17 protein-coding genes are annotated in these 26225 nt (G+C 74.1%); 10 read left to right on the top strand and 7 right to left on the bottom strand.

Going from position 1 to position 26225, the window contains the following annotated elements:
* Positions 1-82: 82 nt before the first annotated feature.
* The 3 genes from WMF24_RS19000 to WMF24_RS18990 form a co-directional block, all read right to left on the bottom strand.
* A complete protein-coding gene (locus WMF24_RS19000) occupies positions 83-5278 on the bottom strand; it encodes a pentapeptide repeat-containing protein (RefSeq protein ID WP_437737840.1) in 5196 nt (1731 codons plus the stop codon).
* A gap of 150 nt (positions 5279-5428) precedes the next feature.
* Positions 5429-6022 carry a hypothetical protein gene (locus WMF24_RS18995; protein WP_437737839.1) on the bottom strand — a complete coding sequence of 198 codons (594 nt, stop codon included), beginning with the start codon at positions 6020-6022 and terminating at the stop codon, positions 5429-5431.
* Positions 6019-7254, bottom strand: coding sequence for an AAA family ATPase (locus tag WMF24_RS18990; protein WP_437737838.1), 1236 nt, complete (start codon positions 7252-7254; stop codon positions 6019-6021). Before WMF24_RS18990 ends, WMF24_RS18995 begins: the two co-directional genes overlap by 4 nt.
* Positions 7255-7564: 310 nt before the next feature.
* Here WMF24_RS18990 and WMF24_RS18985 point away from each other — a divergent pair, with 310 nt between their 5' ends.
* Positions 7565-10282, top strand: coding sequence for a dynamin family protein (locus WMF24_RS18985; RefSeq protein ID WP_437737837.1), 2718 nt, complete (start codon positions 7565-7567; stop codon positions 10280-10282).
* Positions 10283-10332: 50 nt separating this feature from the next.
* On the opposite strand, the gene WMF24_RS18980 is transcribed toward WMF24_RS18985, so the two are convergent.
* The 3 genes from WMF24_RS18980 to WMF24_RS18970 form a co-directional block, all read right to left on the bottom strand.
* Positions 10333-11871 (bottom strand): protein kinase domain-containing protein, encoded by a 1539-nt coding sequence (locus WMF24_RS18980; RefSeq protein ID WP_437737836.1) that lies wholly within the window; start codon positions 11869-11871, stop codon positions 10333-10335.
* Between the two features lie 56 nt (positions 11872-11927).
* On the bottom strand, positions 11928-13517 hold the full coding sequence (locus WMF24_RS18975) for a 3,4-dehydroadipyl-CoA semialdehyde dehydrogenase (RefSeq protein WP_437737835.1): 1590 nt from the start codon (positions 13515-13517) through the stop codon (positions 11928-11930).
* A gap of 121 nt (positions 13518-13638) precedes the next feature.
* On the bottom strand, positions 13639-15111 hold the full coding sequence (locus WMF24_RS18970; RefSeq protein ID WP_437737834.1) for a TolC family protein: 1473 nt from the start codon (positions 15109-15111) through the stop codon (positions 13639-13641).
* 159 nt (positions 15112-15270) lie between these two features.
* Here WMF24_RS18970 and WMF24_RS18965 point away from each other — a divergent pair, with 159 nt between their 5' ends.
* Positions 15271-16317, top strand: a complete 1047-nt coding sequence (locus WMF24_RS18965) for a hypothetical protein (protein WP_437737833.1) — start codon at positions 15271-15273, stop codon at positions 16315-16317.
* Positions 16318-16329: 12 nt separating this feature from the next.
* On the opposite strand, the gene WMF24_RS18960 is transcribed toward WMF24_RS18965, so the two are convergent.
* Positions 16330-17811: a hypothetical protein gene (locus WMF24_RS18960; protein WP_437737832.1), complete on the bottom strand. Its 1482-nt coding sequence runs from the start codon at positions 17809-17811 to the stop codon at positions 16330-16332.
* Positions 17812-18014: 203 nt separating this feature from the next.
* Between WMF24_RS18960 and WMF24_RS18955 the strand changes: the two genes are divergently transcribed.
* The 8 genes from WMF24_RS18955 (at position 18015) to WMF24_RS18920 (ending at position 26140) form a co-directional block, all read left to right on the top strand.
* Positions 18015-18551, top strand: a complete 537-nt coding sequence (locus WMF24_RS18955) for a hypothetical protein (protein WP_437737831.1) — start codon at positions 18015-18017, stop codon at positions 18549-18551.
* Between the two features lie 30 nt (positions 18552-18581).
* Positions 18582-21035: a DEAD/DEAH box helicase gene (locus tag WMF24_RS18950; protein ID WP_437737830.1), complete on the top strand. Its 2454-nt coding sequence runs from the start codon at positions 18582-18584 to the stop codon at positions 21033-21035.
* A 228-nt stretch (positions 21036-21263) separates the two neighbouring features.
* Entirely contained in the window at positions 21264-21953 is a 690-nt protein-coding gene (locus WMF24_RS18945) for a hypothetical protein (RefSeq protein ID WP_437737829.1), read from the top strand.
* 589 nt (positions 21954-22542) lie between these two features.
* A complete protein-coding gene (locus WMF24_RS18940) occupies positions 22543-23892 on the top strand; it encodes an STAS domain-containing protein (protein WP_437737828.1) in 1350 nt (449 codons plus the stop codon).
* 23 nt (positions 23893-23915) lie between these two features.
* Positions 23916-24311 carry an STAS domain-containing protein gene (locus tag WMF24_RS18935; protein WP_157906757.1) on the top strand — a complete coding sequence of 132 codons (396 nt, stop codon included), beginning with the start codon at positions 23916-23918 and terminating at the stop codon, positions 24309-24311.
* Entirely contained in the window at positions 24292-25083 is a 792-nt protein-coding gene (locus WMF24_RS18930) for an anti-sigma regulatory factor (RefSeq protein ID WP_437737827.1), read from the top strand. Before WMF24_RS18935 ends, WMF24_RS18930 begins: the two co-directional genes overlap by 20 nt.
* Positions 25080-25664: a SpoIIE family protein phosphatase gene (locus tag WMF24_RS18925; protein ID WP_437737826.1), complete on the top strand. Its 585-nt coding sequence runs from the start codon at positions 25080-25082 to the stop codon at positions 25662-25664. The genes WMF24_RS18930 and WMF24_RS18925 overlap by 4 nt, the downstream gene beginning before the upstream one ends.
* A complete protein-coding gene (locus WMF24_RS18920; protein WP_437737825.1) occupies positions 25661-26140 on the top strand; it encodes an ATP-binding protein in 480 nt (159 codons plus the stop codon). Before WMF24_RS18925 ends, WMF24_RS18920 begins: the two co-directional genes overlap by 4 nt.
* The last annotated feature ends 85 nt before the right edge of the window (positions 26141-26225 follow it).

Here is a 26225-nt window from a genome sequence, read left to right as displayed (position 1 = left end):
CCCCTGGGACCTGCGGGGCTGAAGGACGCACGCGCCTCGGTCGAGGTTGGCCAGGAGCGGCCGCCCTCCCCGCGACCGGCGCTCAGCCCCGGCCGAGACGGCCAGGCGGTGCGGGCAGCAGCGGCTCGTCGTCCGCGATGCGCAGGCCAGGGATGAGGGCGTCGAGCTCGCCTGGCTCGAAGCGGCAGAGGTTGGCGGCGTGCCAGAATCCCCCAGCGATGTCGCCGCCCAGCTTGTAACGGCCGTCGGATCGAAAGGCGACCCAGCCTTCAGGGAGCATCAGGAGCGCGGCGAGGCATGCACCGGTGCGCACGTCCCAGAAGCGGAGGGTTCCGTCGGCGGAGCTGGAGAGGAGCGTGTCGCCGTCAGGGGTGAAGGCCAGGTCCATCACCGAATCGGAGTGCCCTTGCAGCACGCACAGGATGTCGCCTGTCGCCGCGTCCCACAGGCGAACGCTGCGGTCATCGGAGGCCGATGCGAGCAACGCCCCGTGAGGGCTGAAGGTCACGCTCATCACCCGGCTGCCATGGCCGCGCAGCGCGCGTGGCTCGCCTCCGCCATCGAGCGGCCAGAGCCGCACGACGGTGTCGTCGGCGCCGGACGCGAGCGTCCTTCCATCGGGGCTGAAGGCCACGCACCTCGCGACGGCGTCGTGAGCTCCCAGCTCGCGCGCTGCTCCTTCGCCCTTCACCTGCCAGAGCCGGATGGTCCGATCGACCGATCCAGATGCGAGCGTCCTCCCATCAGGGCTGAAGGCGACGCACCTGACGACATCGTCGTGAGCTCCCAGCACGTGAGACGGGTCTGCCGTCCCGGCGCGCCAGAGCCGCACCGTCCTGTCGAACGAGCTCGACGCGATCGTCGTCCCATCAGGGCTGAACGCGACATCCGTGACGTACTCGGAGTGCCCCTCCAGCACGCGTGCGACGTCGTTCGTGCCGAGCTCTCGCACCCGGATCGTGCGGTCGTGAGCGGCGAATGCCAGCGCTGTGCCGTCAGGGCTGAAGACCAACCTCGAGGCGCAACTGCCGCTCTCCTTCAGCGAAGGCAGCGCGCTCCACGTCGACATGCGCCAGAGATGAACGCCGGATCCCTCGCAGCCGAGCGCCAGCGTGGAGCCATCGCGGCTCAAGGCTGCTGCGAACGCCATCCTTGGATGCCCGTTCAGCACACGGAGGGCTCCTCCTGTCGCCGCCTGCCAGAGCCGTACGGTCCGGTCTTTCGAGCCAGACGCGAGCGTCGCGCCATCGGGGCTGAAGGCAACGCTCGTCACGCCAGCGGAATGCATCTCGAGCACGTGCGACATGACGTTGGACTCGTGCCACAGCCGCACCGAGCCGTCTCCAGAGGCAGATGCGAGCGTCGCGCCGTCGGGGCTGAACACGACGCTCCTCACGTGCCGCGCATGACCCTTCAGCATGTTCAGCGCCTCGCCCGTCGACGCCTGCCAGAGCCCGATATCGTAGTCCATGGATCCCGACGCCAGCCTCTCTCCGTCAGGGCTGAACGCGACGCTGAGCACGCCGCCCCGGTGGCCGCTCAAGACGCGAAGCATGTCGCCAGTCGAGGTCTTCCAGAGCCGGATCGTGGCATCATGAGCTCCGGAGGCCAGCATCTCGCCGTCGGGGCTGAACGCCACGGCCTTCGCCCCGCCCAGATGACCCTCGAGCACGCGGAGCTGACTCGATGCGGTCGCATGCCAGAGTCGCACGGTGCCGTCACGAGCGCTGGAGGCCAGCATCTCGCCGTCGGGGCTGAAGGCGACGCTCGTCACGTCATGCACGTGCCCCCTGAGCACGCCGAGCACATTCCCCGTCGATACATCCCAGAGTCGGATCGTGTGATCTTCAGAGCCGGAGGCGAGGGTCTCGCCGTCAGGGCTGAAAGCGATGCTCGTGACCCAGTCGGAGTGACCATCCAGCCTGCGCAGCGCGCTGCCGGTCGCCATGTCCCACAGCACGACCCAGCGGGCGTGGCCGGATGCGAGCACCGTCCCATCGGGGCTGATCGCCACGGCGTTACATCGGCTCTCTTGCACCCAGCTCGGCTCGAACCTCGCCGCCTCCGGCATCGCCGCGCCGAACGTGTCGCACGCGTCGAACCGCGCGCCCCGCGCGCCCACGAGCTTCGCCCCGCGCAGCTTCACCGAGGCGAGCTTCGCCCCCGTCAGGTCCGCGCCCACGAGGCGCGACCGCACCGCCGTCGCCCCCGTCAGATCCGCCCCCGAGAGCGCCGCCCCCGAGAGGTCCGCCCCGTCGAGCTGCGCCCCCGAGAGCTGCGCCCCGCTCAGGTTGGCCCCCACGAGCTTCGCCTCCCGCAGATCCGCCCCCCGCAGGTCGCAGCCGCTGAGGTCCTTCCCCGACAGATCCTGCCCCCGCAGATCCGCCCCCGCGAGGTACATCCGCTCCGCCCCCGCGAGGTACATCCGCTCGCGTACGCCGAGCCCCATCCGCCCGTAGAGCCGCAGCGCGTTCGCCGCCGCCACCGCGCCCCACGCGCCGCCGAGCGCCGCGCTCACCCACGCCGCCGCCTCCTCGCGCCCGGCGAGCGCCCCGAAGAAGTCGGCCATCAGGTCGCTCACCTCGCGCTGCGCGAGCGCCGGCGCCTCGCCGGAGCGCTGCACCTCCTCGGCCGCCTCCCGCGCCACCAGCCACTCGAGCACCGACTGGTGGATGAAACGGAAGTTCTCCTGGTCGTCCCACACGAGCAGCGTGCCCGACCCGATCTCGTGCGTCGCCACCGCCACGTCGAGCTCGTGCCGCCCGAGCGCCTGCAGCGCCGCGATGAGCTCCGGCGGCAGCTCGCGGATGCTCACGCTCTGCTCCGTGCGCTGCCACAGCCGCGTCGCGAGCTCCGTCACCGCCCGCCACCGCTGCGCCACCGACAGCCCCGGCTGCGCGCCCCGCGGGTGCGCGCGCTCGTACTCCCAGACGAGCCACCGGTCGAGCAGGAGCCGGTACAGCCCCGCCGACGTGATCTCCCCGTCGCCCGCCTTCGCCTGCCGGAGCTGCGCCTCCTCGATCTCCGCGATGAACCCGAGCATCCGCGGGTTCGCCGACAGGCCGAGCAGATCCTTCACGTCCGCGAGCAGCCGCATGCGCGCGTCGGCCGCCTCCTCGCTGCCGAGCCGGTTCACGAGGAACCGGTGGATCTGCTCGGCAGTGAACGGCAAGAGGCGCGCGAGCCGGTAGCCGGGGAGCAGGGCGGCCTTCTCCGCCAGCGCCGACCGCACCTGCTGCTCCGAGATGAAGTGCTGGCTGCGGCTCGTGACCACCACCTTCGCCGCCTTGCCCTGCGCCGCCTGGATCAGCGTGTCGAAGTGCTCCACCGCACGGTCGTACGTGACGCGGAAGGCGAGCTCGTCGAAGCCGTCGAACAGGAGCGCGATCCGCCCCTCGGCGAGCATGTGCCGGAACGCGGGCAGGTCGATCTTGCCGAGCCCCGCGAGCGCGAGGTGCTGCGCGATGAGCGCGTTCAGGTCGCGCGCCTTCTCTAGCGCGCGCATCTCGATGAGCACCGGCGTCAGCGCGCCGCCCGTCTTGCCCATGCGCCGCGCGAGCTCGCGGAGGAGGAACGTCTTGCCCGTGCCGAAGTCGCCGAGCACCAGCACGAACCGGCTGTGCTCCGAGTCGAGCAGCTCGGCGAACGCGTCGAGCGCGCGCTCGCGCAGCGCCTCGTCCTGGCCCATCGTGAGCGCAACGCGCTGGTCGACGTAGAGCGCCGACGGGTAGGTCGGGTCCCGCTCGAGCTTCGCGTTCTGCCACGCGAGGTAGCCGCGGAAGTCGATGAGCCCCTGGTACTCGAGGAACCGCACGAGCCGCACGCGCCGCGCGCTCGCGTAACGCACGAGCTCCTCCGGCGCGGGCTCGCCGCCGTAGACGAGCGTGGACACGAGGCCGGGGTCGTCGCGGCGGTACGAGGCGTCGATGCTCTCCAGGAACGCGGAGACCGCCTCGGTCGAGATGCCGCTCTCGAGCGCCGCGAGCGGCGCGATCCGGACGATGCCGCCCTCGTTGACCGACACGCGCAGGTAGCAGCCGAAGGGGAGGGGAGCGTCGAACCACTCGATCTCGACGCCGTCCGGCTCGCGCAGCCTGCACACGCGCTCGACGCGCGAGAGGAAGTCGTCGCTGCGCCCCTCGCCCGGCAGGACGATGTCGTCGCCGTGCTCCGCGTGGCCGCCCCGCGCGCGCGCCGGGAAGCGGCGCAGCCTGCGGCCCCGTCCGGCGTCGTCGGCGCGCCCGGGCGAGAGGGTGCGCCGCAGGAACGCGAAGAGGAACTCGGCCGAGGCGCGGCACGCGAACGCGCGGAAGCTGTCGTCCTTGTCGTGGTCACCGTGGTCCGACACCGCCTTCGCCACGATCGACCGCCGCCCGAGGCGCTCGGCGACGTAGCCGATCGCCGCGGCCTCCATCTCGACGCCGAGCACCTTGCGCCCGATCGGCCTGAGCCGCTCGAACAGCGCGGGGTCCTCCTGCACCGCCTTGCCCGTGGCGATCGGGCCGATGTGCACGCGGAACGGCCGGGCCGGCGGCGGGCCGTCGGGGTGGATCACGCGCTCGCGGCGCACCTGCGCCATGCCCGCCTCCGTGAGCTCGAGGCCGCGGTCGCCGATGCGGAGCGCGCCGTCGGCCTCCAGCTCGCCGACGCGCTCGGCCCACCCGGGGCAGCGCTCGGCGCGCTCCGGCAGCGCCACGGGGGAGGGAGCGCCTTCGACCTGGCTCGCATAGAGCGCGTGCCGGAGCCACCACGCCTGCGACGCCCTCGACGGCGGGCGCTCGCGCGCGAGCGGCGTCGCGCGCTCGAACTCGCGCGCGAAGAGCGCGGCGTCCATGTTCCACGTGCGCTCGAGGTTGTACGTCTCGATGTCGTGGAAGAAGCCGCCCTCGCCGCCCTCGCCGGGCGCGACGCGCTTGCCCTCGTCGTGGCTGTAGACCCGGTCCGCGACGATGACGTCGCCGAGCGACACCTCGCCGCGCCTGCCGGCGCAGATGCCGCACATCGCGAGGCACCCCGGGTCGAGCTCCTCGATGAGCCCCTGCGCCCGCGCGGCGGCCGCGCTCTCGCCCATCCGCCCCGACCACGCGGCGGCGACGCGCAGCGGCTGGCCGCGAGCGTTCGGGATCTCGCGGACGTAATACGGAAACCCGGCCGGATCGCGCGCCTCGCGCCAGCCGTCCCGGCCGCCGTCGCCGAGCGCCAGCACCGCCTCGAGCTCGTCCTGCAGCGCGGTCACGACCAGCGCGTCGACGCGCCCTGTGGGGAGGTCCGGCGGCACGGGGCCACTCTAACAAACAAGCGAATCGAGCGCGCTCCGTCGCGTGAGCCGTCGTCCGGGGGCCCGGAAGGGCCTTTGTCGACGGCTGGGTACGCGAAGCACGCGAGCTCCCCGCGCGCCGCCGAGCCTTCGACATCCGCCGGCCGCAGGTCAGGCGCTGACGTCGCCTCCGCGCACGAGCGCGGTGAGCGCCTTCACGATCTCGAGGATCGCCTCCACGCGTTGTCGAATGCAATCGCGCACGGCACGATCCGATTGCCACGAGATCCTGTTGAAGATCGCGTCACGGGCGTTGACGTCCTTCTGGAGCGCCTGCGCCACGAGCGAGCTCGCGAGGCCCTTGTCGCAGTGCTCCGCTGCCTCGATGACGGTCTCGGTGTTCTCCTTCAGCAGGAACACGTGGAGCCGATCCGGCGCGTCGCACCTGTCCTTGATCGCGCGCACCACCGCGGCGTCGTCCGCGCTCTCCGCGACGCCCTCGTGCTTGAGCTGGTGGCGTATGGCGTCGTTGTCGACGAGCGCGAAGACCTGCTGGCCCTTGGCGCTCAGGCGACGGATGTCTCTCCGGCAGCTCCGCAGGAGGTTCTGCACGCCCTTCATCGGGCGGCCGTCGAGCTTCTTCCGGAGCGCGAAGCGGTCTTCCCCGGCGTCATCGGCGACGCACGCGACGAGGAGGTTGTGGAGCCCGAACTCCTTCTCCGGACCTCGCTGATCTTCGTACAGGATGACCGCGAGCGGGGTCACGCCCCCTCCCGCCGCGTCAGGATGGAGGCCGCGTGGCCGGCCCCCCGCACGTCGCCGAGCCCGCGGTAGTCCGTGAGCCAGTCCCGCAGCGCCTCCGGATCGGGCCGCACGAGCCGCGTGGCGCGGCGATCATCGAGCTCGCAGAGGACGACCGAACGGGCGGGGTCGGACAGGCCGTCGAGCAGCCGGTCGGAGTGCGTCGCGAGCAGCACCGGCCGCTCCTTCGCCATGGCCTCGAAGAACCCGAGCACGCGCTGGAGCAGCTCGGGATGCAGGTGCGTCTCGGGCTCGTCGAAGGCGATGAGGCTCTTCTTCGTGTTCAGCCGGTAGAGGGCCACGAAGGCGAGGTACGCGAGCGTGCCGTCGGAGATCGCGAACGAGGGGATCTGCTCGTCGAGGCCGGCGTACTTGAGCCGCAGGGCGATCGAGCCGCCGCCCGGATCGGCGCGCACGTTGACGGACTCGACGTCGGGACCGAGGCCCAGGCGGACGTAGTCCATCGTCTCCCGCCAGTGCGCGTCGGAGAAGTCGTTCTTGAGAGCGCTCCACGCGTTCGGGAGGTTCGCTCCGAAGCGAGACAGCGCCTCCGCCGGCTCGATCGTCGCCGCGCCGCGCAAGGGCGAGGGCTGGCCGCGCGAGCGCTGCACCCAGCGCGCCGTGGTGTCGAAGGGAACGTGGACGTCGATGGCGCGGAGCGCGGCCAGCGCTTCACGTATGAGCCAGTGAGGGGGGAACTCGCCGAACGAAGAGAGCGCCAGCCGTCGGGAATCGATGGACCTGCCGACGGGTCCAGTTGCTGGCTCATCGGTCAGAAAGCTGAACGAGCTGCTCCTCTGGACTCCCCCCTCGCGCGAGATGATGCTGACACGCCGATCCACGGGAGCGTCGCTGTCGTCGCGCTCGGCGAAGACGCAATCGAGGTGCTCGCGCAGGATGACTCCGCTTGTATGGAGCGTGAAGGAGTACTCGAACCTGTCGTACAAGCGATCTTCCGGCACGAGGGCAAGTCCGAGCTCCAGGTGCTCGGCGCCGACGCGAAGCAGGCTCCCGACACCGCCGTGGATCCTGTTCAGGTCCTCGGAGAAGCTCTCGCTGGCCGCGCGCTGTAGCAGCTCGCACGCCTCGATCAGGCTGCTCTTGCCGCTGCCGTTGTCGCCAATGAGGACGGTGAGACCGTCAAGCCGGAGCCGCACATCGGCGAGCGACCGCAGCCCCTTCGCGTGAATCTCCATGATCCGGTTGCCTGGCATGACGAGCGCCACCGTGCCCCGCGGCGCCCTCGTAGTACCCCATGCGTGTGGGCACGGCGTACCTTTTGTCTTGTCGTTGCCCGTCCGTCGGTGGCGCATGCGGAGCCCCAGCGAAGGCCAGCGCGCCGCTCGCGGTCCCCCGGCTGGCTCCGCTGCCGGTGGCCTCGTGCGCACCTCGCAGCCCTCCGGCGAGCTCCTGGCTGTCTCCCGGCCCGGCCCCCCGCCGCGGGTCGGCCACCGCGGGGTCGTTTTTCTTGGACGAGCGCCCTCTCCCGGGGCTTTCATCCCGCCCATGGCGAGGCTCGTCGAGGCGCTGAACCGGTTCTTCGGGAGGGTCGAGATCCTCGCGCTCGGCCTCGAGAACGAGCGCAGCGCCGCCGAGGCGGCGCTCGCGAAGGGCATGCCGCTCGACGCGCGCGAGCACGCCCGCACCATCCTCTCCGTCCTCCCCGACTCGGCCGTCGGGCTCGCGCTCTGGGCCGACGCCGCGGAGGAGGCGTGGCTCGACGAGGAGGTCGTCACGGCGCTCGCGGACCTCTCGAGGCGCGTGCCGTGGCGCGCCGACGTGTGGCTCCGCCTCGGGCGCGCGGGGCAGCGCACCGGCTGGGGCGGCGCGCGCGACGCGCTCGAGCGGGCCGCGTCGGCGCCGGAGGAGCGCGACGCCGCGCGCCTCGCGCTGCTCGACCTGTGCGACCTCGACCTCGCCGCCGGCGACCCGGCCCGCGCGCAGCGCTGGCTCGACCGCATCCCGGCGCCGCTCTCGACCGTGCCCGACCGCGACGTCGCCCTCCGCCGCGCCGCGTGCGCGCTCGCGCAAGGCGACCTCGATGGCGCGCGCGCCGCCGCGGAGATCCTGGGCGAGCCCGCCGCCATCGAGGGGCGCGCCGCCCTCGTCCTCGCCCAGCTCGCGCTCGCCGAGGCGGGCGCCTCCGCCGCGGCGCTGCCGCCCGCCGTCGTGGCGCGCGCGCTCGACCTCGGGCTCCGGGCCCTCGTGCTCGACGTCCCCGGCGCGGCGGAGCTCTGCGCCGCGCTCGTCGCCGCCTCCCGCGACGTGCTCGTCGTCGACCGCGTGCGCCGCGTCGTCCGCGCCGCGGACGCGCTCGACGAGCCGACCTGGGCCGCCGCGTTCGCGTTCGCCGAGGGGCGGCGCGACGACGCGCGGCAGGCGCTCGCGCGCGGCCTCTCCGCCGGCGACCGCGCGGCCGCGGCGGCGCTGCTCCGCATGGCCGTCGAGACGCGCGACCTCGGCGCGCTCGACGCGCTGGCGGCGCGCGCGGCGGAGGCGACGCGCGCGGCGGGCGAGGAGACGCGCGGCGCGGCGGCGCCGCCGCTCCCGCCCGACCTCGCCCGGCTGCGCGACGCCGCGGCGATGGCGTCCGAGGGGCAGGGGAGCAAGGCGCTCGACGCGCTCGACGCCGTCGCCGGCGAGGGCGCGGCGTGGGCCGAGGACATCCGCCGCTCGATCCTGCGCGGGTGGATCCCCCCCGCGGAGGGCGGCGCCGCGCCCCGCCCCGCCGCCTGGGGCGACGTGCTGCGCGAGCTCGCGCGCACCGCCAAGCTCCTCGACCGGCTGGATCTGCTCGCCGCGACCGAGGCGCTCGCCGTCGAGCGGGAGCGCCCGCTGCGCGCCGCCGTCGTCGGCGAGTTCAACGCCGGCAAGAGCACGTTCCTGAACGCGCTGCTCGGCGAGGACGTGGCGCCGACGGGCGTCCTGCCGACCACCGCGACGCTCCACTGGGTCGCCTGGGCGCCCGATCCGTTCGCGCGCATCGTCGTACGCGGCGGCCAGGACCGCGTCGTGCCGCACGCGGCGCTCAAGGACACGCTGCGCGCCCTGGCCGCGGCCGGGGACAGGGTCGCGCGCGTCTTCATCTACGCACCCATCGAGCGGCTGAAGCGCGTCGAGATCCTCGACACGCCCGGCTTCAACGCGCCCGACCCCGACCACATCGCCGAGGCGCGGCGGGCGTTCGACGAGGCCCACGTCGCCCTCTGGCTGCTCGACGCGCCCCAGGCGATGAAGGAGTCGGAGCGGCGGGTGCTCTCCGAGATCAGCGCGCTCGGCGTGCCCGTGCAGATCCTCGCGAACAAGGCCGACCGGCTCAAGCCCGACGCCCTGGAGACGGTGCTCGCGCACGTGCGCGACAGCCTCGCGGCGAGCGCCATCGCGTCGCTCGCGCCGCCGATCGCCTTCTCGGCGCGGCTGTCGCTGAAGGGGCGGCTCGGCGACGAGGCGGCGCTCGCGGCCTCGGGGTGGGCCGAGGTCGAGGCGCTCTTCGCCGAGCAGATCGTCGACGCGAGCGACGCGCTCCGCGAGCGCGCGCTCCGGCGCAAGGCGGGCCGCATCGCGGCCGAGCTCGCCCAGGCGGCCTCCGCGCGCGCCGCGGAGGATCGCGAGGCCGTGCGCCGCGCGCGCGCCGAGGCCGATCGGCTGCGCGCGGGCGCGGCGTACCTGCGCCGCGAGCGGCGCGCGATCGCCGCGGCGATCGACAAGGCGCTCGAGCCCGCGCGTCGGGAGCTCGCGGCCGACCTGCGCCCGATCGCGGCGCTGCCCGAGGAGCGCAAGCGCACGGACGCGGGCGTCCGCGCCTACGTGCAGGAGCGGCTCGTGGCGCGCCTGAGCTGGCCGCTCTCGGTCGAGATCGCGAGGGCGGCCCGGGCCGGCGTGGACGCGAATGGCCGCGCCGCGCGCGGCGCCGAGGGCGTCGCGGAGCGGGGCCCCGCGCGCGGTGTGGACGGAGACGACGACGGTGACGGCGAGCCGTCGCAGCGGGCGGCGTCCCACGTGCGCGCCGTCCTGATGGGCATGGTCGCGGTGCACGACGCGCCCGACGAGCTCGCGGCGCGCTCGATCGAAGGCGTGATCGAGGCCGCGATCGACGCCTTCGCGATGGCGCTGACGGCCGAGGCGGAGGCGCCGGTGCCGCCGCCGGCGTCGGCGGCGATCGAGCAGCGCGCGCTGGCGCTCCGCGGCGCCTTCGATGCGCCCGCGGCGCCGGCCGACGCCTGAGCCGCCCGCCCGCGACCGGGGGCTCCGACAGAGGCCCGGGGCCGCGACGGTCAGCGGCTCAGGAAGAACGCGAGCACGCCGAGCGCCAGCCCGATCACGATCGCGATCGGCACGACGAGCCGGACGAGCCACATGTCCGTCGTGCGTGCGGGCGGGCGGCGATCCCGCCGGACCAGGAGCGGCGCGCCCTCGACCGTGGGCAGCGCGGGCGGCCGCGGCAGCGCGGCGGCGGCGCGCGCCGCGGCGGCCTGCGGCGCCGCAGGCCGGGGGGACGGCGCGCGGGCGCCCGGGGCGGGGAAGAGCGGCGACAGGTCCTTGCGATCGCGGATCACGATGTCGCTCGACGGCGGGTCGCTCGAGGGGACGTTGATGCGCGCCTGCGGGAGCGTGCGCGAGAACTCCTCCGACGTCGGCCCCGCCAGCGCGTCGCGCCCGTGGACGCCGGGCAGCGCCGAGGCGCGCGACGAGATCGCGCTCGACGGCGGCCCCTCCGTCAGCGCGCCCTCGCGGAACATCGCCTTCGCCAGCACCTCGCCCCGCTGCGCCGGCGGCGGCAGATCGACGTCGCGCAGCGGCGGCGCGGCGGTCATCGTGCTGCGGATCGACACCGGCATGGCCGACTCGATGGTCGGCGCGTCCTCGGGCGCGCTCGCCGACGCGGCGGGGAGCAGCGCCTCGGACAGGTGCGGCAGGAGCCGCTCGAGCTCGTCGCGCAGCTCGCGCGCGGTCTGCTGCCGCTGGCCCGGCAGCTTCGCGAGCGCCGTGAGGATGATCGACTCGAGGCCGGGGTGGATCTGCGGCACGAACAGGCTCGGCGCGGGCGGCCGCTTCCGGACGTGATCCATCGCCACCTGCCACACGAGGTCCGTTGGCGGGAAGGGGAGCCGGCCCGTGACGAGCAGGAAGAGCAGGACCCCGCACGCGTACACGTCGCTGCGACCGTCGATGGCGTCGCCCCGGCACTGCTCCGGGGACATGTACGCCGGCGTGCCGACGACGACGCCCACCGTGGTGACCGAGCCCCAGACGCTGATCGGCGCGCTGTTCGGCCCGTCGTCGCCGGCGCGCGTGCCCCCCTCGACCATCTTCGCGATCCCGAAGTCGAGGACCTTCACGCGCTCGACCGACGGATCCGCGCCGTCCCGCAGGATCATCACGTTCTCGGGCTTGAGATCGCGGTGCACGATGCCCCGCTCGTGCGCCGCGGCGAGCGCGTCGGCGATGCCGATGAGGATCCGCGCGGCGCGCGCCTCGGAGAGGCGGCGCTCGGCGACGAGGAGCTCGAACAGGTCCTGGCCCGAGACGAGCTCCATCACGATGTACGGCAGGTGCCCTTCGACGCCGGAGTCGACGATCTGCACCGTGTTCGGGTGGCGCAGGCGCGACGCCGCCTTCGCCTCCCGGTGGAAGCGCGTCACGAACGTCGCGTCCCCGAGGAGCTGCGGGTGCATGATCTTGATCGCGACGTCGCGCGGCTCCGCGTCCTGGACGCCGCGGTAGACCGCCGCCATCGCGCCCTCGCCGATGAAGCCTGTGATGTGGAAGCGGCCTGCGATCGTCCGGCCGATGAGTTGCGGGCCCGCGCTCATGAGCGAGACTTCACCATAGAGTCCTCATCGTCGAGAGCCACCCCGGCCATCGAGCTTCACGGCTTCGCCGGCGCGGGCCTGGGCTCCGCCTTCGTCCCGAGGATCGCCTCCAGGATCGGCCGCGCCCCTTGCACCGCGGTGCGCTGCGAGTAGAGGTGGAGCCCGCGCAGGCCGCCGAGCTCCTCGCCGCCGCCGGCGCGGCCCGGCCCGCCGTGGGTCGTCTGCGGCAGCACGGTGCCGGGGCCCGGCGCCTGATCGGCGATCCGCTCGCTGCCGAGCAGGACGCGGCCGTGGTACGGCGCGACGCCGAGCAGCACCTCCGCCGCGAAGCCGCGGTCGTCGCTGTAGACCGCGCAGACGAGGCTCCCGCGCCCGCGGCGCAGCAGCGCGACCGCGTGCGCCGCCCCGCCGTCGTAAGGAAAGAGCGTCGCGACAGGGCCGAAGACCTCGTGCTCGTGCGCGGCGGGCGCGCCGTCAGGGCCGCTCGCCACGAGCAGCGTCGGCGGCACGAAGTACCCCTTTCCATCGGGCACCCCGACCTTCTCGAAGGGCCCGACGCCGCCGAGCGCCACCGTCGCGTCCGCCGCGAGGCGCTCGATGCCCGCGCGCACGCCGCGGAGCTGGTCGGCCGTGGTGAGCGGGCCCACCGTGACGCCCTCCTGCGCCGGGTCGCCGACCCGCGCGTCGCGGAGGCGATCGACGAGGTCCTCGCGCACGGTCTCGATGACCGACGCGGGCACGAAGATGCGCCGGATCGCCGTGCACTTCTGGCCGGCCTTCTGGGTCATGTCGCGCACGACGTCGCGGAGGAACATCGCGTACGTCTCGGAGCCCGGGGCGGCGTCGGGGCCGAGGACCGCGCCGTTCAGGCTGTCGGCCTCGACGTTCACGCGGACGCTCTCGCGGGCGATGGCCGGCAAGAGCCGGAGCGACGCGCCGGTGGCGCTCGATCCGGTGAAGGCGAGGACGTCGTCGCCGCCGAGGTGATCGAGCAGATCGCCCGGCGGGCCGGCGACGAACGAGAGCGCACCGCGCGGCAGCGGGGCGCGCTCCGTGAAGATCTTCATCAACCGGAACGCGACGAGCGCCGTGCTCGTCGCGGGCTTCGCGATGGCGGGCATCCCCGCGAGGAGCGCGCACGCGGCCTTCTCCGCGAGCCCCCACGCGGGGAAGTTGAAGGCGTTGATGTGCACCGCGACGCCCGGGCGCGGCACGAGGATGTGCTGGCCGAAGAAGCGCGGCGAGCGCCCGAGCTGCACCCCGTCACCGTCGGCGAGCAGGCGCGCGTCGCCGAGCTGGGCGCCGAGGTCGGCGTAGTAGGCGAGCGTGCCGATCGCGCCGTCGATGTCGAACTTTGCGTCGCCGCGGGTGTTGCCGCCGTTCTGGATGGCGACCTCGATCAGCGCGTCGCGGTGCGCGTGCGCGGCGCGCGACATCGCGCGCAGCAGCTCGCCGCGCTCGGCGAACGTGAGCGCGCGGAGCGCGGGGCCGCCCTGGGCGCGCGCGAACGTCACGGCGGCCGCGAGGTCGAGCCCGTCCGTGCTCGTCTCCGCGAGCGGCTCCTCCGTCGCGGGGTTGACCAGCGTGTGAGGCTCCCCCCGACCGGCGATCCACTCCCCTGAGACGTAGCTCTCGAGCCGCTCCATGAAGCGCGTAGCCTACTCGCGCGCTCGCTCGACACAACCCCCGCGGGGAGCGCGGCGCGCGCCTCGGTTCACCCGGTCTGCGCCCGTTGGCCTTGCTCGTACCGTTCGCACCGTTTCGCACCTACTTGCACGACGCGGACGCGAGCAGCGCCGTGATCTTCGCCCGGACCACCTCGAACTCGCGCAGCGCGAGATCGAGCTCGGCCTCGCGCTGCCTCCGACCGGACTCGACAAGATCGAAGCTCGTCGCGGTCCCGGCCTCGAAGGCGACCTGCGTGAGGCGCGCGGTCTCGCGCGCGAGGTCGCGCGACTGCTCGGCCACGACGCGCGCCTGCTCGGCGACGGCGACGCCGCGCACGGCCTGCGCGGTGTCGAGCTCGGCCGCGCGCTCCGCAAGGCCGATGCGCGCCCGCTGCTGCTCGACGAGCGCCCGGTTCACACGGAGGTCGCCGTAGCGCGCGCCGCCGTCCCAGATGGGGATGGTGAGCACGGCGCTGATGGACCACTCCCACGACCGCGTGCTGATGCCCTCATCGTTCCCGAACGCGGTCTGGGCTTGCAGCGTGCTCGACAGCTCGGCGTACGGGGCGAACGCGAGCTTCGCGTCGGTGAGGTTGCGCTCGGCGATCTCCAGCTCGGCCCGGGCCGCGCGGACGTCGGCGCGCTGATCCGAGCGCGCCCGGGCGCACTGCGATTGCATCTCCGCCGCGATCCCGTTGAGCGAGAAGGTCTGCGGGACGCCGACCTCGCCGCGCTCGCCCAGCACGGCCCCGAGCGCCTCGCGCGCCCTGCGCAGCGACTCGTCGCCGTTGACGAGCGTCGCGCGGGCGAGCGCGACGTCCTGCTCCGCGCGGACGACGTCGAGCTTCGTGCCGGTGCCGAGCCGCTCGCGCCGCCGCGTCAGCTCGAGCCGCTCGAGCGCGCTGCGCAGCCCGACCCGGTTGACCTCGCTGGCCCGCTCGGTCGTGACGACGGTGACGACGGCGTCCGCGACGGCGCCGATCGTGACGCGGCGGCGATCCTCCAGGCTGAGCTTGGCGACCTCGACCGACAGGTTGGCGGTGCCGATGCCGTACCACGCGCGCGGGGCGAGGATCGGCTGGCTGAGCGTCAGCGCCGCCGTGGCGCTCGTCGGAAAGAGATCGGAACGCGCGGTGCTCGGGGCCGTCGGATCCGGGTCCGCCGGTACGCCCACCGTCGTCTGGTCGCCCGCCAGGCGGTGGGTCAGGGTGCCCCTTGCGTCGAGGCTCGGCAGCGCCGCGGCGAGCGCCCGCCGCGCGATGCCCTCGGCGCGGGCGACCTCCTGCACGGCGATGACGAGGTCGGCAGAGCGCTGGTCGATGATCGAGCGCGCCTCCCGCCAGCTCGCGAGCGTGCGCGGCGCCGGCGGCGGGGGCGCGAGCGCCGGATCGTCCACCTCGATGCGCGGCGGCGTCGTCGTCGCCGTCGCCGGCGCCGGCTGCCCGGGCCGCCCTTGAGGCTGCTGATCAGGCCGTCCCGCGGGAGGGACGGGCTGCGCGAGGGCTATCCCTTGATGCAGGGCGAGGAAGGCGAGGGTGCGGACAGCGACCATGCGGAGCCGGCGACGGGGCATGCGCGACTCGATGCGATGTCCGGCGCGCGACGACAAGCCCGAAGCCGATGGGGCGCGGTCCCGGGCCTGCGCGCGTGTGCGAAACCGTGGGCGGCGCGGCCTCGCGGCGGCTCAAGTCGTGGCGACGGAACGCGGATGCGCCACTATTCTGGACCACCGATGCCAAGCCGGTTGCCCCCGAATGACATCTGCCTCGGCTGCGGGAAGCGGCGGCGATGCGGCGCCGCGGATCCCTGCGCGCGCTGCGGCGCGCCGCCCCACCGCGCCTCGTGGCGCCGCGCCGAGCAGCGCGGCGCGGCGCCCAAGATCGAGCTGTTCCTGAGCGCGATCACGAGCTGCCTGCTGCTCGCCTACACGGCGCTCTACGTGCTGCTCCTGACGGGCCTCGCCGAGTCGGCGGACGGCTCCCTCGCCGCCGCGGGGCTGTTCGCCGCGATCCTCGCGCTCGGCGTGAAGCTCTCGCGGTGGATCGTGCGCTCGCTCTTCGAGCTCTGGGGCACCACGTGGGTGTACCGCTCGGCCGACGGCGCGCGCTGGGGCACCGTGAGCGTGCTGTTCGGGTGGTACGGCGCCGGCGAGGGCGTGTGCCTCGAGGAGTTCCAGCCGACGAGCGCGGGCTCGACGCTCTTCTGCTCCTCGGACGCGATCGAGGCGGGGCTCCCGGTCGTCGCCGCGAACCTGTCGCGCATCGCGGGGGCGACGGGCGGCGACGCGTTCTCGCCGTTCGAGGTGCTGATGCTCAGCGCGTTCACGGGCCTCGTCGCGCGCGGCGAGGCGACCATCAGCAGGGCCACCGGGGTGCGCTGGCGCAAGGACTGGCTCGGCGCCGCGCGGCGCGGCGCGCCCCACACGGTCTTCACGATCGAGCGCGCCAGCGAGCGCGAGGAGGGCAGCGCGCTCGAGCGCGAGATCCTCGCGGCGCTGCAGGCCAGGGCGGACGGCCTCGCGCCGCTCGTGGAGCCCGAGCGCCCCGGGGGCTACCGCGACGCCGCGTGGCGGCCGCCGCCGGTGCGGCTCCGCATCGAGGAGGTGCTGCGCCCGCGCGCGCTCGCGCTGGCGGCGCGGGCGCTCCGGAAGGAGCCGCGCGGCGGCGCCCCGGTCGCGGTCGCCGCGGCGCTCGACGAGTTCGCCAGGCGCGACCCCGCCCGGTTGAGCCACCTCCGCGCGCTCCTCGCCGAGCACCGCCGCGGCCCGCTCTCCGCGTGAGCGGCGGCGCGCTCAGTGCCAGACGCCGATGCCGGCGCTCACGCTGTCGTAGCGGGGCGCGAAGTCCATGGACGCCTGCACCGTGTACGAGACCTCGGGCAGCAGCCCCCAGAAGGTCGTCGACAGCACGCGGATGTCCGCGCCGAACGTGAAGTGCTGCCTCCCCACGCGCCCGCTCCCCAGGCGCCCGTGGCGGTTCGGCTCGTAGTAGCTGCCGAAGCGCGTGTGCACGCGCCCCGGGATCGGCTCCGTCTCGATCCCGAACCGCGGCGAGAAGCTCACGTGCGCGCCCGACGTGCCGACCGCCGAGTCGCCGCGCTCGCTGCCCGGCTGGTTCTGCGCCAGGAAGGCCTCCAGGCCCACCCCGTTCGCCACCGCCCCCGTCACGAGCAGCTCCGCCGTGATGAGCAGGTGCTCGCGCGGCCAGTTCCAGTAGCGCGCGCGCCGGTCGCGCTCGAGGACGGCCGGCCCCGCGGCGAGCTCCCGCTCGTCCGCGGCGCGCTCGCGCGCCCGCGCCGCCGCGAAGGCGCGCTCGCGCGCGGCGCGCTCCTCCGGATCGGCGATCGTGAGGAGCTCGAGCTCCCTCCGCGCCTCCCGCTCGGACCGCCGGCGCGCGATCATCTCGCGGAGCTCCCGCTCCTGATCGCGCGGGTTGATCCACGCCGGGTTGAGCGGGCGCGGGCCGACCTGCACGGCGAGCCCGAGCTCGATCTCCCAGGGGAGGACGACCTGGTTCGGCAGGATCAGCCCGCCGGCGCGCCGGACCCCTCGATCCACGACGACGCCCTCGCCGAGCAGCCTCCCGCCGTTCACCGGCATCCGGAACGTGGCGCCGAGCCGGTACGAAGCCCAGTCGGGCCGGATGAGCACGCCGACCTCCGGAGAGATGCCCGCGATCGTCAGGTCCGTCTGCTCGGCGGCGAGGCCGAGCGTCACCGCGCGCGCGCCGGCCCCGACGACGAGCGCGTCGCCGAGGAGGCGGACCCCGCCCAGGAAATGGTACTTGCCGGTCACGACGGTGGTCTCGGCGCCGGCAGCGTCCGTGATCGAGTACCGTTGAAGCTCCGCGTTGACGCCGACGCCGAAGTCGCCCGCCTGGAGCTGGCCGCCGAGCGTCAGGTACACGAAGTTCGAATAGTCGAGGTCGATGGCGCCGCTGTTGTCGAAGTCGTTGTTCTCGAAGAGCTCGATGGGGATCGAGATCGACCCGGCGACGTCCCACTCCAGCCAGCGAAAGCTGAAGGGCTCGCGGACCGCGGGCGCCGCGGCGTTCGCCACCATCCCGGCGATCCCCTCGGCGTAGCCGGCGTACGCGCCTGCGATCCCGGTCACACGCAGCGGCGCGAGGATCGGCCCCTGGAAGAGGTCGAGGACGTACGCGTTGTCCTGGAGCGGCTGGGCCGACGCGGCCGGCGGCAGGCCGACGAGGGCCAGCGCGGAGAGCGCCGCGGCGGCGCGGCGGCCGGTGCGGAGGGCGGTGGTCGTCTCGGTCACCTCGCGCTGCTCCGGTCCAACAGCATCTCGTCGCGCCCGCGGCGAGGTGATAGCACTGGCCCGCACGGAAGGGACCGCGGAAGCGGACCCCCGACCCGCGGCGGCCGCCCCGACCCCGAGCTCCCGGCTCACGGGGGACAAGAAGAGGGGCCCGCCGCCCGAGCGCCCGCGCACCACCGCCCGCCCAAGGAATCGCCGCACGCATGCCCGCCCAAGCCCCCGCGCCCACCGCTCCCGCCTCGGCCTCGCCAGGGACCGACGCGCGAGCGCGCCGCCCGGCGACGGCGCGGCGCCGCGGGCCTCGCGCCCTCGGCCGCCGCATTGCCCAGGTCGCTTATTACAGCCTCGCCGCGCTCATCATCGTGGCGTGCACCCTCCAGATCATCCGGCAGGTCTTCTTCCTGCCGGTCGTGCCATCGCCCTTCGGGAGCTGCCGGGAGGGGCTGCTGGCGCTCGTCCGCGCCGTCGAGCGCGCCAGGGACGCCGCGCCCGGGACCGACGGGGAGGACGCCGCCCTCGCCCGGTTCCGGAGCAAGCTCGCCCCGGAGTGGACCTACCGGGACGGAGTCGCCGTCTCGTGCCGGGGCTCTGCAGAGGACGAGCGCGCTCTCGACGCCATCGAGCGGCTCCGCTATGCGGAGGAGCACGCAGTGCGGCGAGAGGCAGGCGACCTGGCTCCGCTGCGGCGCCGGGTCCGGGCGATTGTCGATGGCCAGCTTGGGCCCGTATCCCCGAGATAATCCCCCGACGCGGCGATCACGCAGGACGATATGACCGACATGACCGTTCCTTCTCCCCCCGCCGTAGTGGCGGGTGAAGCGCAGACCGGCGAAAAGCCGCAGCCGCCGCCCACCTTCGATGTGCTGCCCCTGTCGTCCGAGCTGCGCGAGACGCTCGCGGAGATTGGCTACGTCCACCCGACGCCTGTCCAGCTCGCCGTGTGGGAGCCGGTCACGCGCGGGCGCGACGCGGTGGTGCAGGCGCGCACCGGCACCGGCAAGACGGCGGCCTTCGGGCTCCCGATCGTCGACCACGCCGTCAAGCGCTCGCTCGCGCAGGCGCAGGTGCTCGCGCTGTGCCCGACGCGCGAGCTCGCGCTCCAGGTCTCCGCGGAGATCGAGCGCCTCGGCAAGCGCAAGGGCATCAAGGTGGTCGCCGTCTACGGCGGCGCGCCGATGCAGCGCCAGATCGACGCGCTCGCCGCGGGCGCGCAGGTCATCGTCGGCACGCCGGGCCGCGTGCTCGACCACCTGCGCCGCGGGACGATCGTCGCCAAGCACATCCGGCTGCTCGTGCTCGACGAGTGCGACGAGATGCTCTCGATGGGCTTCGAGCGCGAGCTCACCGCGATCCTGGCCGAGCTGCCGCCGGAGCGGCAGACGCTCCTGTTCTCGGCGACGCTCCCGCCCGACATCGAGCGCATCGCGCGCAACAAGCTGCGCTCGCCCGAGTTCGTCACCCTCTCGGGCGACGCGGTCGGCGCGCTCCAGATCCAGCACTACGTCTACCTCGTCACGGGCGACAAGCACGCCGCGCTCGTCCGCATCATCGAGGTAGAGAACCCCGAGAACGCGGTCATCTTCTGCAACACGAAGGACGAGACCGAGGCGGTCGCCGCGGCGCTGAAGCGCCAGGGCTACGACGCCGACTGGCTGAACGGCGATCTGCCGCAGTCCGATCGCGAGAAGGTGATGAGCGCGACGCGCGAGGGGCGCCTGCGCTTCCTCGTCGCCACCGACGTGGCCGCGCGCGGGATCGACATCTCGCACCTCACGCACGTCATCAACTACGACTTCCCGCAGGACGCCGAGGCGTACGTGCACCGCACCGGCCGCACCGGCCGCGCGGGGCGCACGGGCACGGCGATCGCGCTGATCACGCCGCAGGACGTCGGGCCGCTCTACATCCTCCGGCTGACGTACAAGATCCGCCCGCTCGAGAAGCAGCTCCCCTCCGAGGGCGAGCTCAAGACGCGCGCCGAGGCGGACCTCGTCGCGATGCTCGCCGAGGCGTTCCTGCCGAAGGGCACGCACCCGGACGACCTCTCGCTCGCGCGCCGGCTCCTCACGCACGATCAGGCCGAGGCGATCGTCGCGGGCCTCTTGCGCGACCACCTCGGCGCGCGGCCGACGGCGCAGGAGGAGGCGAGCGCCGCGCGTCGCGCCCAGCAGCCGCGCCTGCCGCGCGAGGCCGCGGTCCCGTCGACCCGGCCCGAGCCGGCGGCGCGGGGCGAGCGGGGCGAGCGGGGCGAGGCGCGCGCGCCGCGCGACTCGAGCCCGCGCGCGGCCGACTCGGCCGAGCCGCGCTCGCCGGAGACGGAGCGCAGCAGCGAGCGCGAGATCGCGCGCGACGGGGATCGAGACCGCGGGCGGGAGCGCGATCGTCGATCGCTGCGCCTGCGGCGGGACGAGGGGCGCCGAGGGCCCCGTGGCGCGGACGCCCCCGCGGGCGACGAGCTGCGCGGCGAGCCGCGCCGGCCCGAGGTGACGAGGGCGCGCGACGAGGGGCCCGTCTCGGTCGAGCCGCTCACGCGGCCGGAGCCGCCGATGCGGATCGAGCCGCCGCGCGTCGAGGGCGCGCAGGGCCGCGGCCCGGCGGAGCGGCTGCGCGAGCGGCCGGGCGCCGCGACGCTGCTGTCGGCGCGCCGCGGCCCCGCCGCGTCCGGCGTCGCCGGCGCCCCGGCCAGGGCGCAGGGCGGTGCGCCGGGCCAGCCGTTCTCGCGCCACGCCGACTTCACCATGTGGCAGCCGCCCGAGGAGGAGGGCGACGACGAGCCGATCCTCGGCGAGCCGCCGTCTCCGCCGCCGGGCTCGCCGGCGTCGCGCGGCGGCGATCGCGAGCGCGCCAGCGGCGCCCCGCCGTCGTTCCCGGGCGAGCCCGCGGTCGAGATCGAGAGCGAGGGCGCCGGTGGCTCGCCCCGCGCCGCGGCCGTGCGCGACGAGCCCGAGGGCGAGTTCGTCGAGGTCTTCATCAACCTCGGGCGCCGCGACGGCGCGCGCGCCGCAGATTTCCAGCGCGTGCTCGTCGAGCGCGCGGGGATGGCGAAGGGCGACATCCGGCGCATCCGGGTGCGCGAGCGCAACGCGTTCGTCAGCGTCCCGAAGGCCGAGCTCGCGCGCGTCGTGGGGGCGCTGAACGGCGCCACGATCGCGGGCAAGGAGGTGCGCGCGGAGCAGGCTCGGGAGCGCACGTCAAGCGCCGAAGAGGTGGCGGAGGACGCCTGAGCGCGCGCGCGCCGGCGCTCCGTCAGGCGGCGCCGGCCTGCCATCGGGCAGCGCCGGCCGCCACCGCCGGGCGCGGACAGCGCCGGCGCCGCGCCGAGGTCCCACGCCGTCCGCGCATCCGCCAGACACCGCCCGCCGGCGTACGCCGGTGAGCGCTCGCGTGCGACGTCGTCGAGGCGGCGCGCAACGCGCTAGCCAAGCCCGCCCACTGGTCGTATCACGGAAGGGATGGCGCGCAGTGGAGCGGAGGATATCGACCGGCTTCGACGGGACATCGATCGAGCGCTTGCTGACAAGCTCGACGCGGAGAGGGTCCTCCCGCTGCTCGCGCGCCTGGCCCGCGCGACGGCGCCCGGGAGCGAGCCGTGGATCTACGCGCACCGTCACCTCGCGGAGATGGGCGTCGAGCACGACCCGTGGCGCGCCGCGCTCTTCGCGCGCCGCGTCCTGCAGTTCCACGAGGAGGACGACGGCGCGTGGGCGGTGCTCGGCCTGGCGCAGTCGCTGCTCGGCAACTACCGCTACGCCGCGCGCGCCTACGAGCGCGCGCTGGCCATCGCGCCCGACAACCCGTGGTACGCCCACAACCTGGGTCACCTCTACGACGTCGCGCTGAACCGCCCGCAGGACGCCCTGCCGCTCCTGGCGCAGGCCACCGAGGCGCAGACGGGCGAGGCCGACATCGCCGCGAGCTACGCGCACGCGCTCGCCCGCTGCGGCAAGCTGGTGCTCGCCAAGAAGATCCTGAAGCGCGCCATCCGCCACGGCGCCACCGCCGACCAGATGGCGCTGTGGCGCTGGCTCGACGCGGGCGCACCGACGACCGGCGACAGCGGGCCCGGACCGCAGCGGCCGGTCGACTCGAAGCGCAAGACGAAGCGGCGCCGCGCCCGCGAGCGCCAGAGCGCCGGCGACTGACGATCGCTCGCGCCTCGGCGACCGAGCACGATGGCCGCGCGCCCTCCTGCGCGCGCCCGCGCCGCGCGTTCCACGCGAGAGGCCCACGTGCGCTCTCGCTGTCCGACTCCACGATCGCGGTGCAGCGAGCGCGCCGGCCGGGCTCGACCGCGATGCAGCGCGGCACGCGCGCCGGCGCCCTGCTCGTGAGGCGAGGCACGGGCGAGGTTGTACGGACACGGGCTACCTCGGCTGGGCGGTGTGCATGGTGGCGCCACAAGCGACATGCACGGCCGACGCGAAGCTTGACGGTGGGTTGCCCGGTTGGCGATAAGCTGTGTTTCTCGACTGGTGCTGGACACGATCCCCGCTCGGCGGGACAGAGCACCCTGCGAGGACAAGACATGGGCGTAACGAGCGTGCAAAGGACGGACAGGGCGGCGGAGCGCGACGCGCGCTCCGCGATCGTCCTGTCCGGCTCGCGCGGCTCGTCGTCCCGACGCGCAGATCTCGGGCGGCCTGGCAAGACGATTCGTCGCGTCGCGCACCGGAGAGACGCGCTGCCCGGCGCTCCGCGAGGCGAGCGCGGGCTCACGACGGAGATTTCGCGATGAGCGAAGAGGCTCTGCGGCAAGAGATTGCGAGGCTCACGGAGCGCGTCGCGACGCTCGAGCAGCAGATCGAGGCGCACGAGCGCGCGGCAAAGGAGCAGGCCGCGCAGCTCGAAGAGGCGCAACGCGAGGCGCGCGAGCGGAGCGAGCAGCTTGCCCGCTCGGAGGAAGAGCTGCGCCGGCAGGCGGGCATCTTCAAGCTCGTGCTCGACAGCATGGCCGACGGCGTCGCCGTCGTGGACGAGAAGGGCGAGCTCCTGATGCGCAACCCGGCGGCGGAGCACATGCTCGGCCGCGCGCCGCTCGATCTCACCCCGGGCGACGGTCCGGATTCGCGTGACGCGACGCTGTTCTTCCCCGATCAGGCGACGCCCTGGCCCGCGTCCGAGCACCCGCTCGCGCGCGCGCTGCGCGGCGAGACGGTCGACCAGATCGAGCTCTTCGCGAGGAAGCCCGCCGAGCAGGACGGGCGGCTCGCCCGCCGGCATCCGACCCTGCCGGGCAACGCGATGCCGACCCTCGCGCCCGCCTCGGGGTCCCAGGGCGACGACGTCGAGCCGCGGTCGGTCCGCGTGCCGCCCGCGTTCGCCGAGCCGCGCGCCGAGCCGGGCCCGGTGTCCGGGTTGTTCCTGACGGTGAGCGCCAGCCCGATGCGGGGCAAGGACGGGTCGATCTCCGGCGCCGTCGCGGTCTTCCGCGACGCGACCGAGAAGAAGCGCCTCATCGAGGATCTCGAGGCGAAGAACCGCGACCTCGTCGAGAGCGAGAGCGCCAAGAGCGAGCTCGTCGAGCGGCTCCGCTACGCGATCGACGAGATCTCGACGCCCATCCTCGAGCTCTGGGACGACGTCCTCGCGCTGCCGATCATCGGCGTCGTCGACTCGCGCAGGAGCGCGCAGATCATGGAGCGGCTGCTCGACGAGATCGTCCGCCGCCAGTCGCGTTACGTGATCATCGACGTCACGGGCGTCGAGGTGATCGACACGCGCACGGCCGACCATTTCATGAAGCTCATGAAGGCGGTCGAGCTGCTCGGCGCGCGGTGCCGCATCACCGGGGTCCGGCCCGCGGTCGCGCAGACGATGGTGGAGCTGGGCATCAACCTCGGCAGCGTTCGCGCCGCGCGCAACCTCAAGCACGCGCTCCGCGAGAGCCTGGCGTTCGCCGGCCAGAAGCCGACGCTCTCGTCCCTCATGGGCGCCCGCCGCGGCGGGGCCAAGGGCAACGAGCGCCGGGCAGAACAAGCGTTCCCTCAGAGCGGCCCCGAGGCCGCGTTCGACCCGTCGGGCACCGGTCCCATGAACACGACACAGCTCCAGCTCAGCGCGAGGAAGGAGACGTCCACTTGATGCAAGCGGGTAGGGTCCCCATCGTGGGCCTCTTCGGGAACTTAATCGTCTCGGTGCAGGGCGGGCTCACCGACGGGCAGGTCGAGCAGCTACGCGACGACGTGACGGGGTCGATCGAGGCGCGCTCGCCTCGAGGCCTCATCGTCGACCTCTCCGGTGTCGAGATTCTCGACAGCTATCTCACCCGCGCCATCCGTGACATCGCGCTCACGGCCCGGCTGATGGGCGTCCGGACGGCGGTGTGCGGCCTGCGCCCCGCGGTCGCGATCGCCCTCGTGGAGATGGATCTCGAGATCCCTGGCGTCGTGACGGCGCTGAACCTGGAGCGCGCCGTCGAGATGCTCGCGCCGTCTGCGGAGGACGACATGATGCCGCCGGAGCTCACGAACGAGGTGTCGCATGAAGATCCCTCCTCGTGACGGACCGCCCTCCAGCGGCGGCGCCACGGGGCCGCCCTCGAGCCGGTCGGGCGGACCGGTCTCGACCCGCTTGCCCGGCTCGCCGCAGTCGGCGCGCGGCCCTTTGCCGCCGTCGTCGACGCCGCAGATCGTCGGCCGCTCGATCACCGATCAGATCGAGACGGTGCTGGCGCAGTTCCTCTCGCCCGCGGTGAGGAAGAGCGTCATCGACTGCGGCATCCGGCAGGCGAAGGTCGATCCGCTCTACGCGCGCGAGGGCGATCTCCGGCGGCTGCTCGTCGAGGTCAAGCGCGGCGTGAAGCTGTTCGTCCGCGACCAGGCGCAGCTCGATCGGTGCATCACCGAGCTCGGCGAGCTCGATCACGCCGCCCCTGCGCCGCGCGAGATCACGATCGACGTGCGCAACGAGGAGGACGTGCTGCGCGCGCGGTCTGCCGGCCGCGAGCTCTGCATCGAGCACCTCGTCAGCGACGTCCTGCAGACGAAGATCGTCACGGCGATCTCCGAGCTCGGGCGCAACATCGTCAGGTACGCGGGCAACGGGCAGATCATCGTCCGCTCGCTCACCTCGCCGATGCGCGCGATCGAGATCATCGCGCAGGACCACGGGCCCGGGATCTCGAACCTGCAGGAGATCCTGAGCGGCAAGTACCGCTCGCGTCACGGCATGGGCGCGGGCCTCCGTGGAACGAAGGCGCTCATGGATGCGTTCGACGTCAAGACGGCGCCCGGCGCGGGCACGACCGTGACGGTCAGGAAGTACCTCGGATGACGATCGCCATCGGGACCGCGTGCTGCGTCGCCGCCGGCGAGGAGGTCGCCGGCGACGAGGTGGTGGTGGTCCGGCAGCCTCCCAGGGTGCTGATCGGCCTCGCGGACGGGCTCGGGCACGGGCCCCACGCCGCGCAGGCGGCGTCCGCCTTCTGTCGCTACGTGGAGGACCACGCGTCGATGCCGCTCGAGGACCTCCTCACCGGGGCCGGAGAGCACATCGCGTCGACGCGCGGCGCGGCCGCGGCGCTCCTGCGCATCGACGAGAGCGCGGGCGAGCTCGAGTTCTCGGGCGTCGGCAACATCGCGATGAAGGCGATCACGCGGACCGCCATGCCGATCTTCTGCTCCGCCGGGATCCTCGGCCGGCGCGTGCGTCGGCTCCGCAGCTTCCGCTTCCCCATGTCGCCCGGCGACGTCGTCATGCTGCACTCCGACGGCATCTCCAGCGGCTTCGACCTCGCGGCGTTCCGCGATCTCGAGCCGGAGGAGATGGCGCGCCGGATCGTCGACGCCCACAAGAAGTCGTTCGACGACGCGACGTGCGTCGTCGCCGTGCTCCGCGACAGGGCCCCGGCGTGACGCAGCGCACCCCACCTACCTTCAACATCCCGGTCACGCGCGAGGAAGATCGCTTCGCCTGCGCGGCGGAGGGCGCGCAGATCGCGCGCTGGGCGGGGCTGTCGGAGCGCGCGCAGCACGAGCTCGCGATCGCGATCGCCGAGCTCGTGTCGAACGCGGTGCGCCACGGCGGCGGCGGCAGCATCAGCATCCGCGCGATCCGCGACGAGGCGCCGGCGGGGAACGGCCGGTGGGGCGTCGAGGTCATCGTGCGCGACTCCGGTCCCGGCCTGGATCCGCGGATCGCGCTCATGGAGGAGGTCGGCCCGAAGAGCGATCGCAGCCCGTCCTCGTCGAGCTCCGCGCGGCTCGTGCCGAGGATGCCCGGTCAGGGGCTCGGCGTCGGGCTCGGCGCCGTGCACCGGCTGATGAGCTCCGTCGTCATCCGCTCGTCCCCCGGCATCAGCACCGAGATCACCGCCATCAAGTGGAAGTAGGCGGCCCCTCGCGCGGTGCGCGACGGAGCCGCCTCACCGGTCCCCGTGACGCGGCGGCGAGCGCGCGCCGACGTGGCGGCGGGGC

This window comes from Sorangium sp. So ce1335, from assembly GCF_051521615.1.
Lineage (GTDB): Bacteria > Myxococcota_A > Polyangia > Polyangiales > Polyangiaceae > Sorangium.
The sequence above is the reverse complement of the archived record's forward strand: the minus strand, read 5'-3'. Positions and strand labels throughout refer to the sequence as shown.

Coding starts and splice junctions, on each gene's coding strand:
- WMF24_RS18990 (WP_437737838.1), bottom strand. CDS start 7,254: ATGGAGATTCACGCGAAGGGGCTGCGGTCGCTCGCCGATGTGCGGCTC.
- WMF24_RS18985 (WP_437737837.1), top strand. CDS start 7,565: ATGGCGAGGCTCGTCGAGGCGCTGAACCGGTTCTTCGGGAGGGTCGAG.
- WMF24_RS18980 (WP_437737836.1), bottom strand. CDS start 11,871: ATGAGCGCGGGCCCGCAACTCATCGGCCGGACGATCGCAGGCCGCTTC.
- WMF24_RS18975 (WP_437737835.1), bottom strand. CDS start 13,517: ATGGAGCGGCTCGAGAGCTACGTCTCAGGGGAGTGGATCGCCGGTCGG.
- WMF24_RS18970 (WP_437737834.1), bottom strand. CDS start 15,111: ATGCCCCGTCGCCGGCTCCGCATGGTCGCTGTCCGCACCCTCGCCTTC.
- WMF24_RS18965 (WP_437737833.1), top strand. CDS start 15,271: ATGCCAAGCCGGTTGCCCCCGAATGACATCTGCCTCGGCTGCGGGAAG.
- WMF24_RS18955 (WP_437737831.1), top strand. CDS start 18,015: ATGCCCGCCCAAGCCCCCGCGCCCACCGCTCCCGCCTCGGCCTCGCCA.
- WMF24_RS18950 (WP_437737830.1), top strand. CDS start 18,582: ATGACCGACATGACCGTTCCTTCTCCCCCCGCCGTAGTGGCGGGTGAA.
- WMF24_RS18945 (WP_437737829.1), top strand. CDS start 21,264: ATGGCGCGCAGTGGAGCGGAGGATATCGACCGGCTTCGACGGGACATC.
- WMF24_RS18940 (WP_437737828.1), top strand. CDS start 22,543: ATGAGCGAAGAGGCTCTGCGGCAAGAGATTGCGAGGCTCACGGAGCGC.
- WMF24_RS18930 (WP_437737827.1), top strand. CDS start 24,292: ATGAAGATCCCTCCTCGTGACGGACCGCCCTCCAGCGGCGGCGCCACG.
- WMF24_RS18925 (WP_437737826.1), top strand. CDS start 25,080: ATGACGATCGCCATCGGGACCGCGTGCTGCGTCGCCGCCGGCGAGGAG.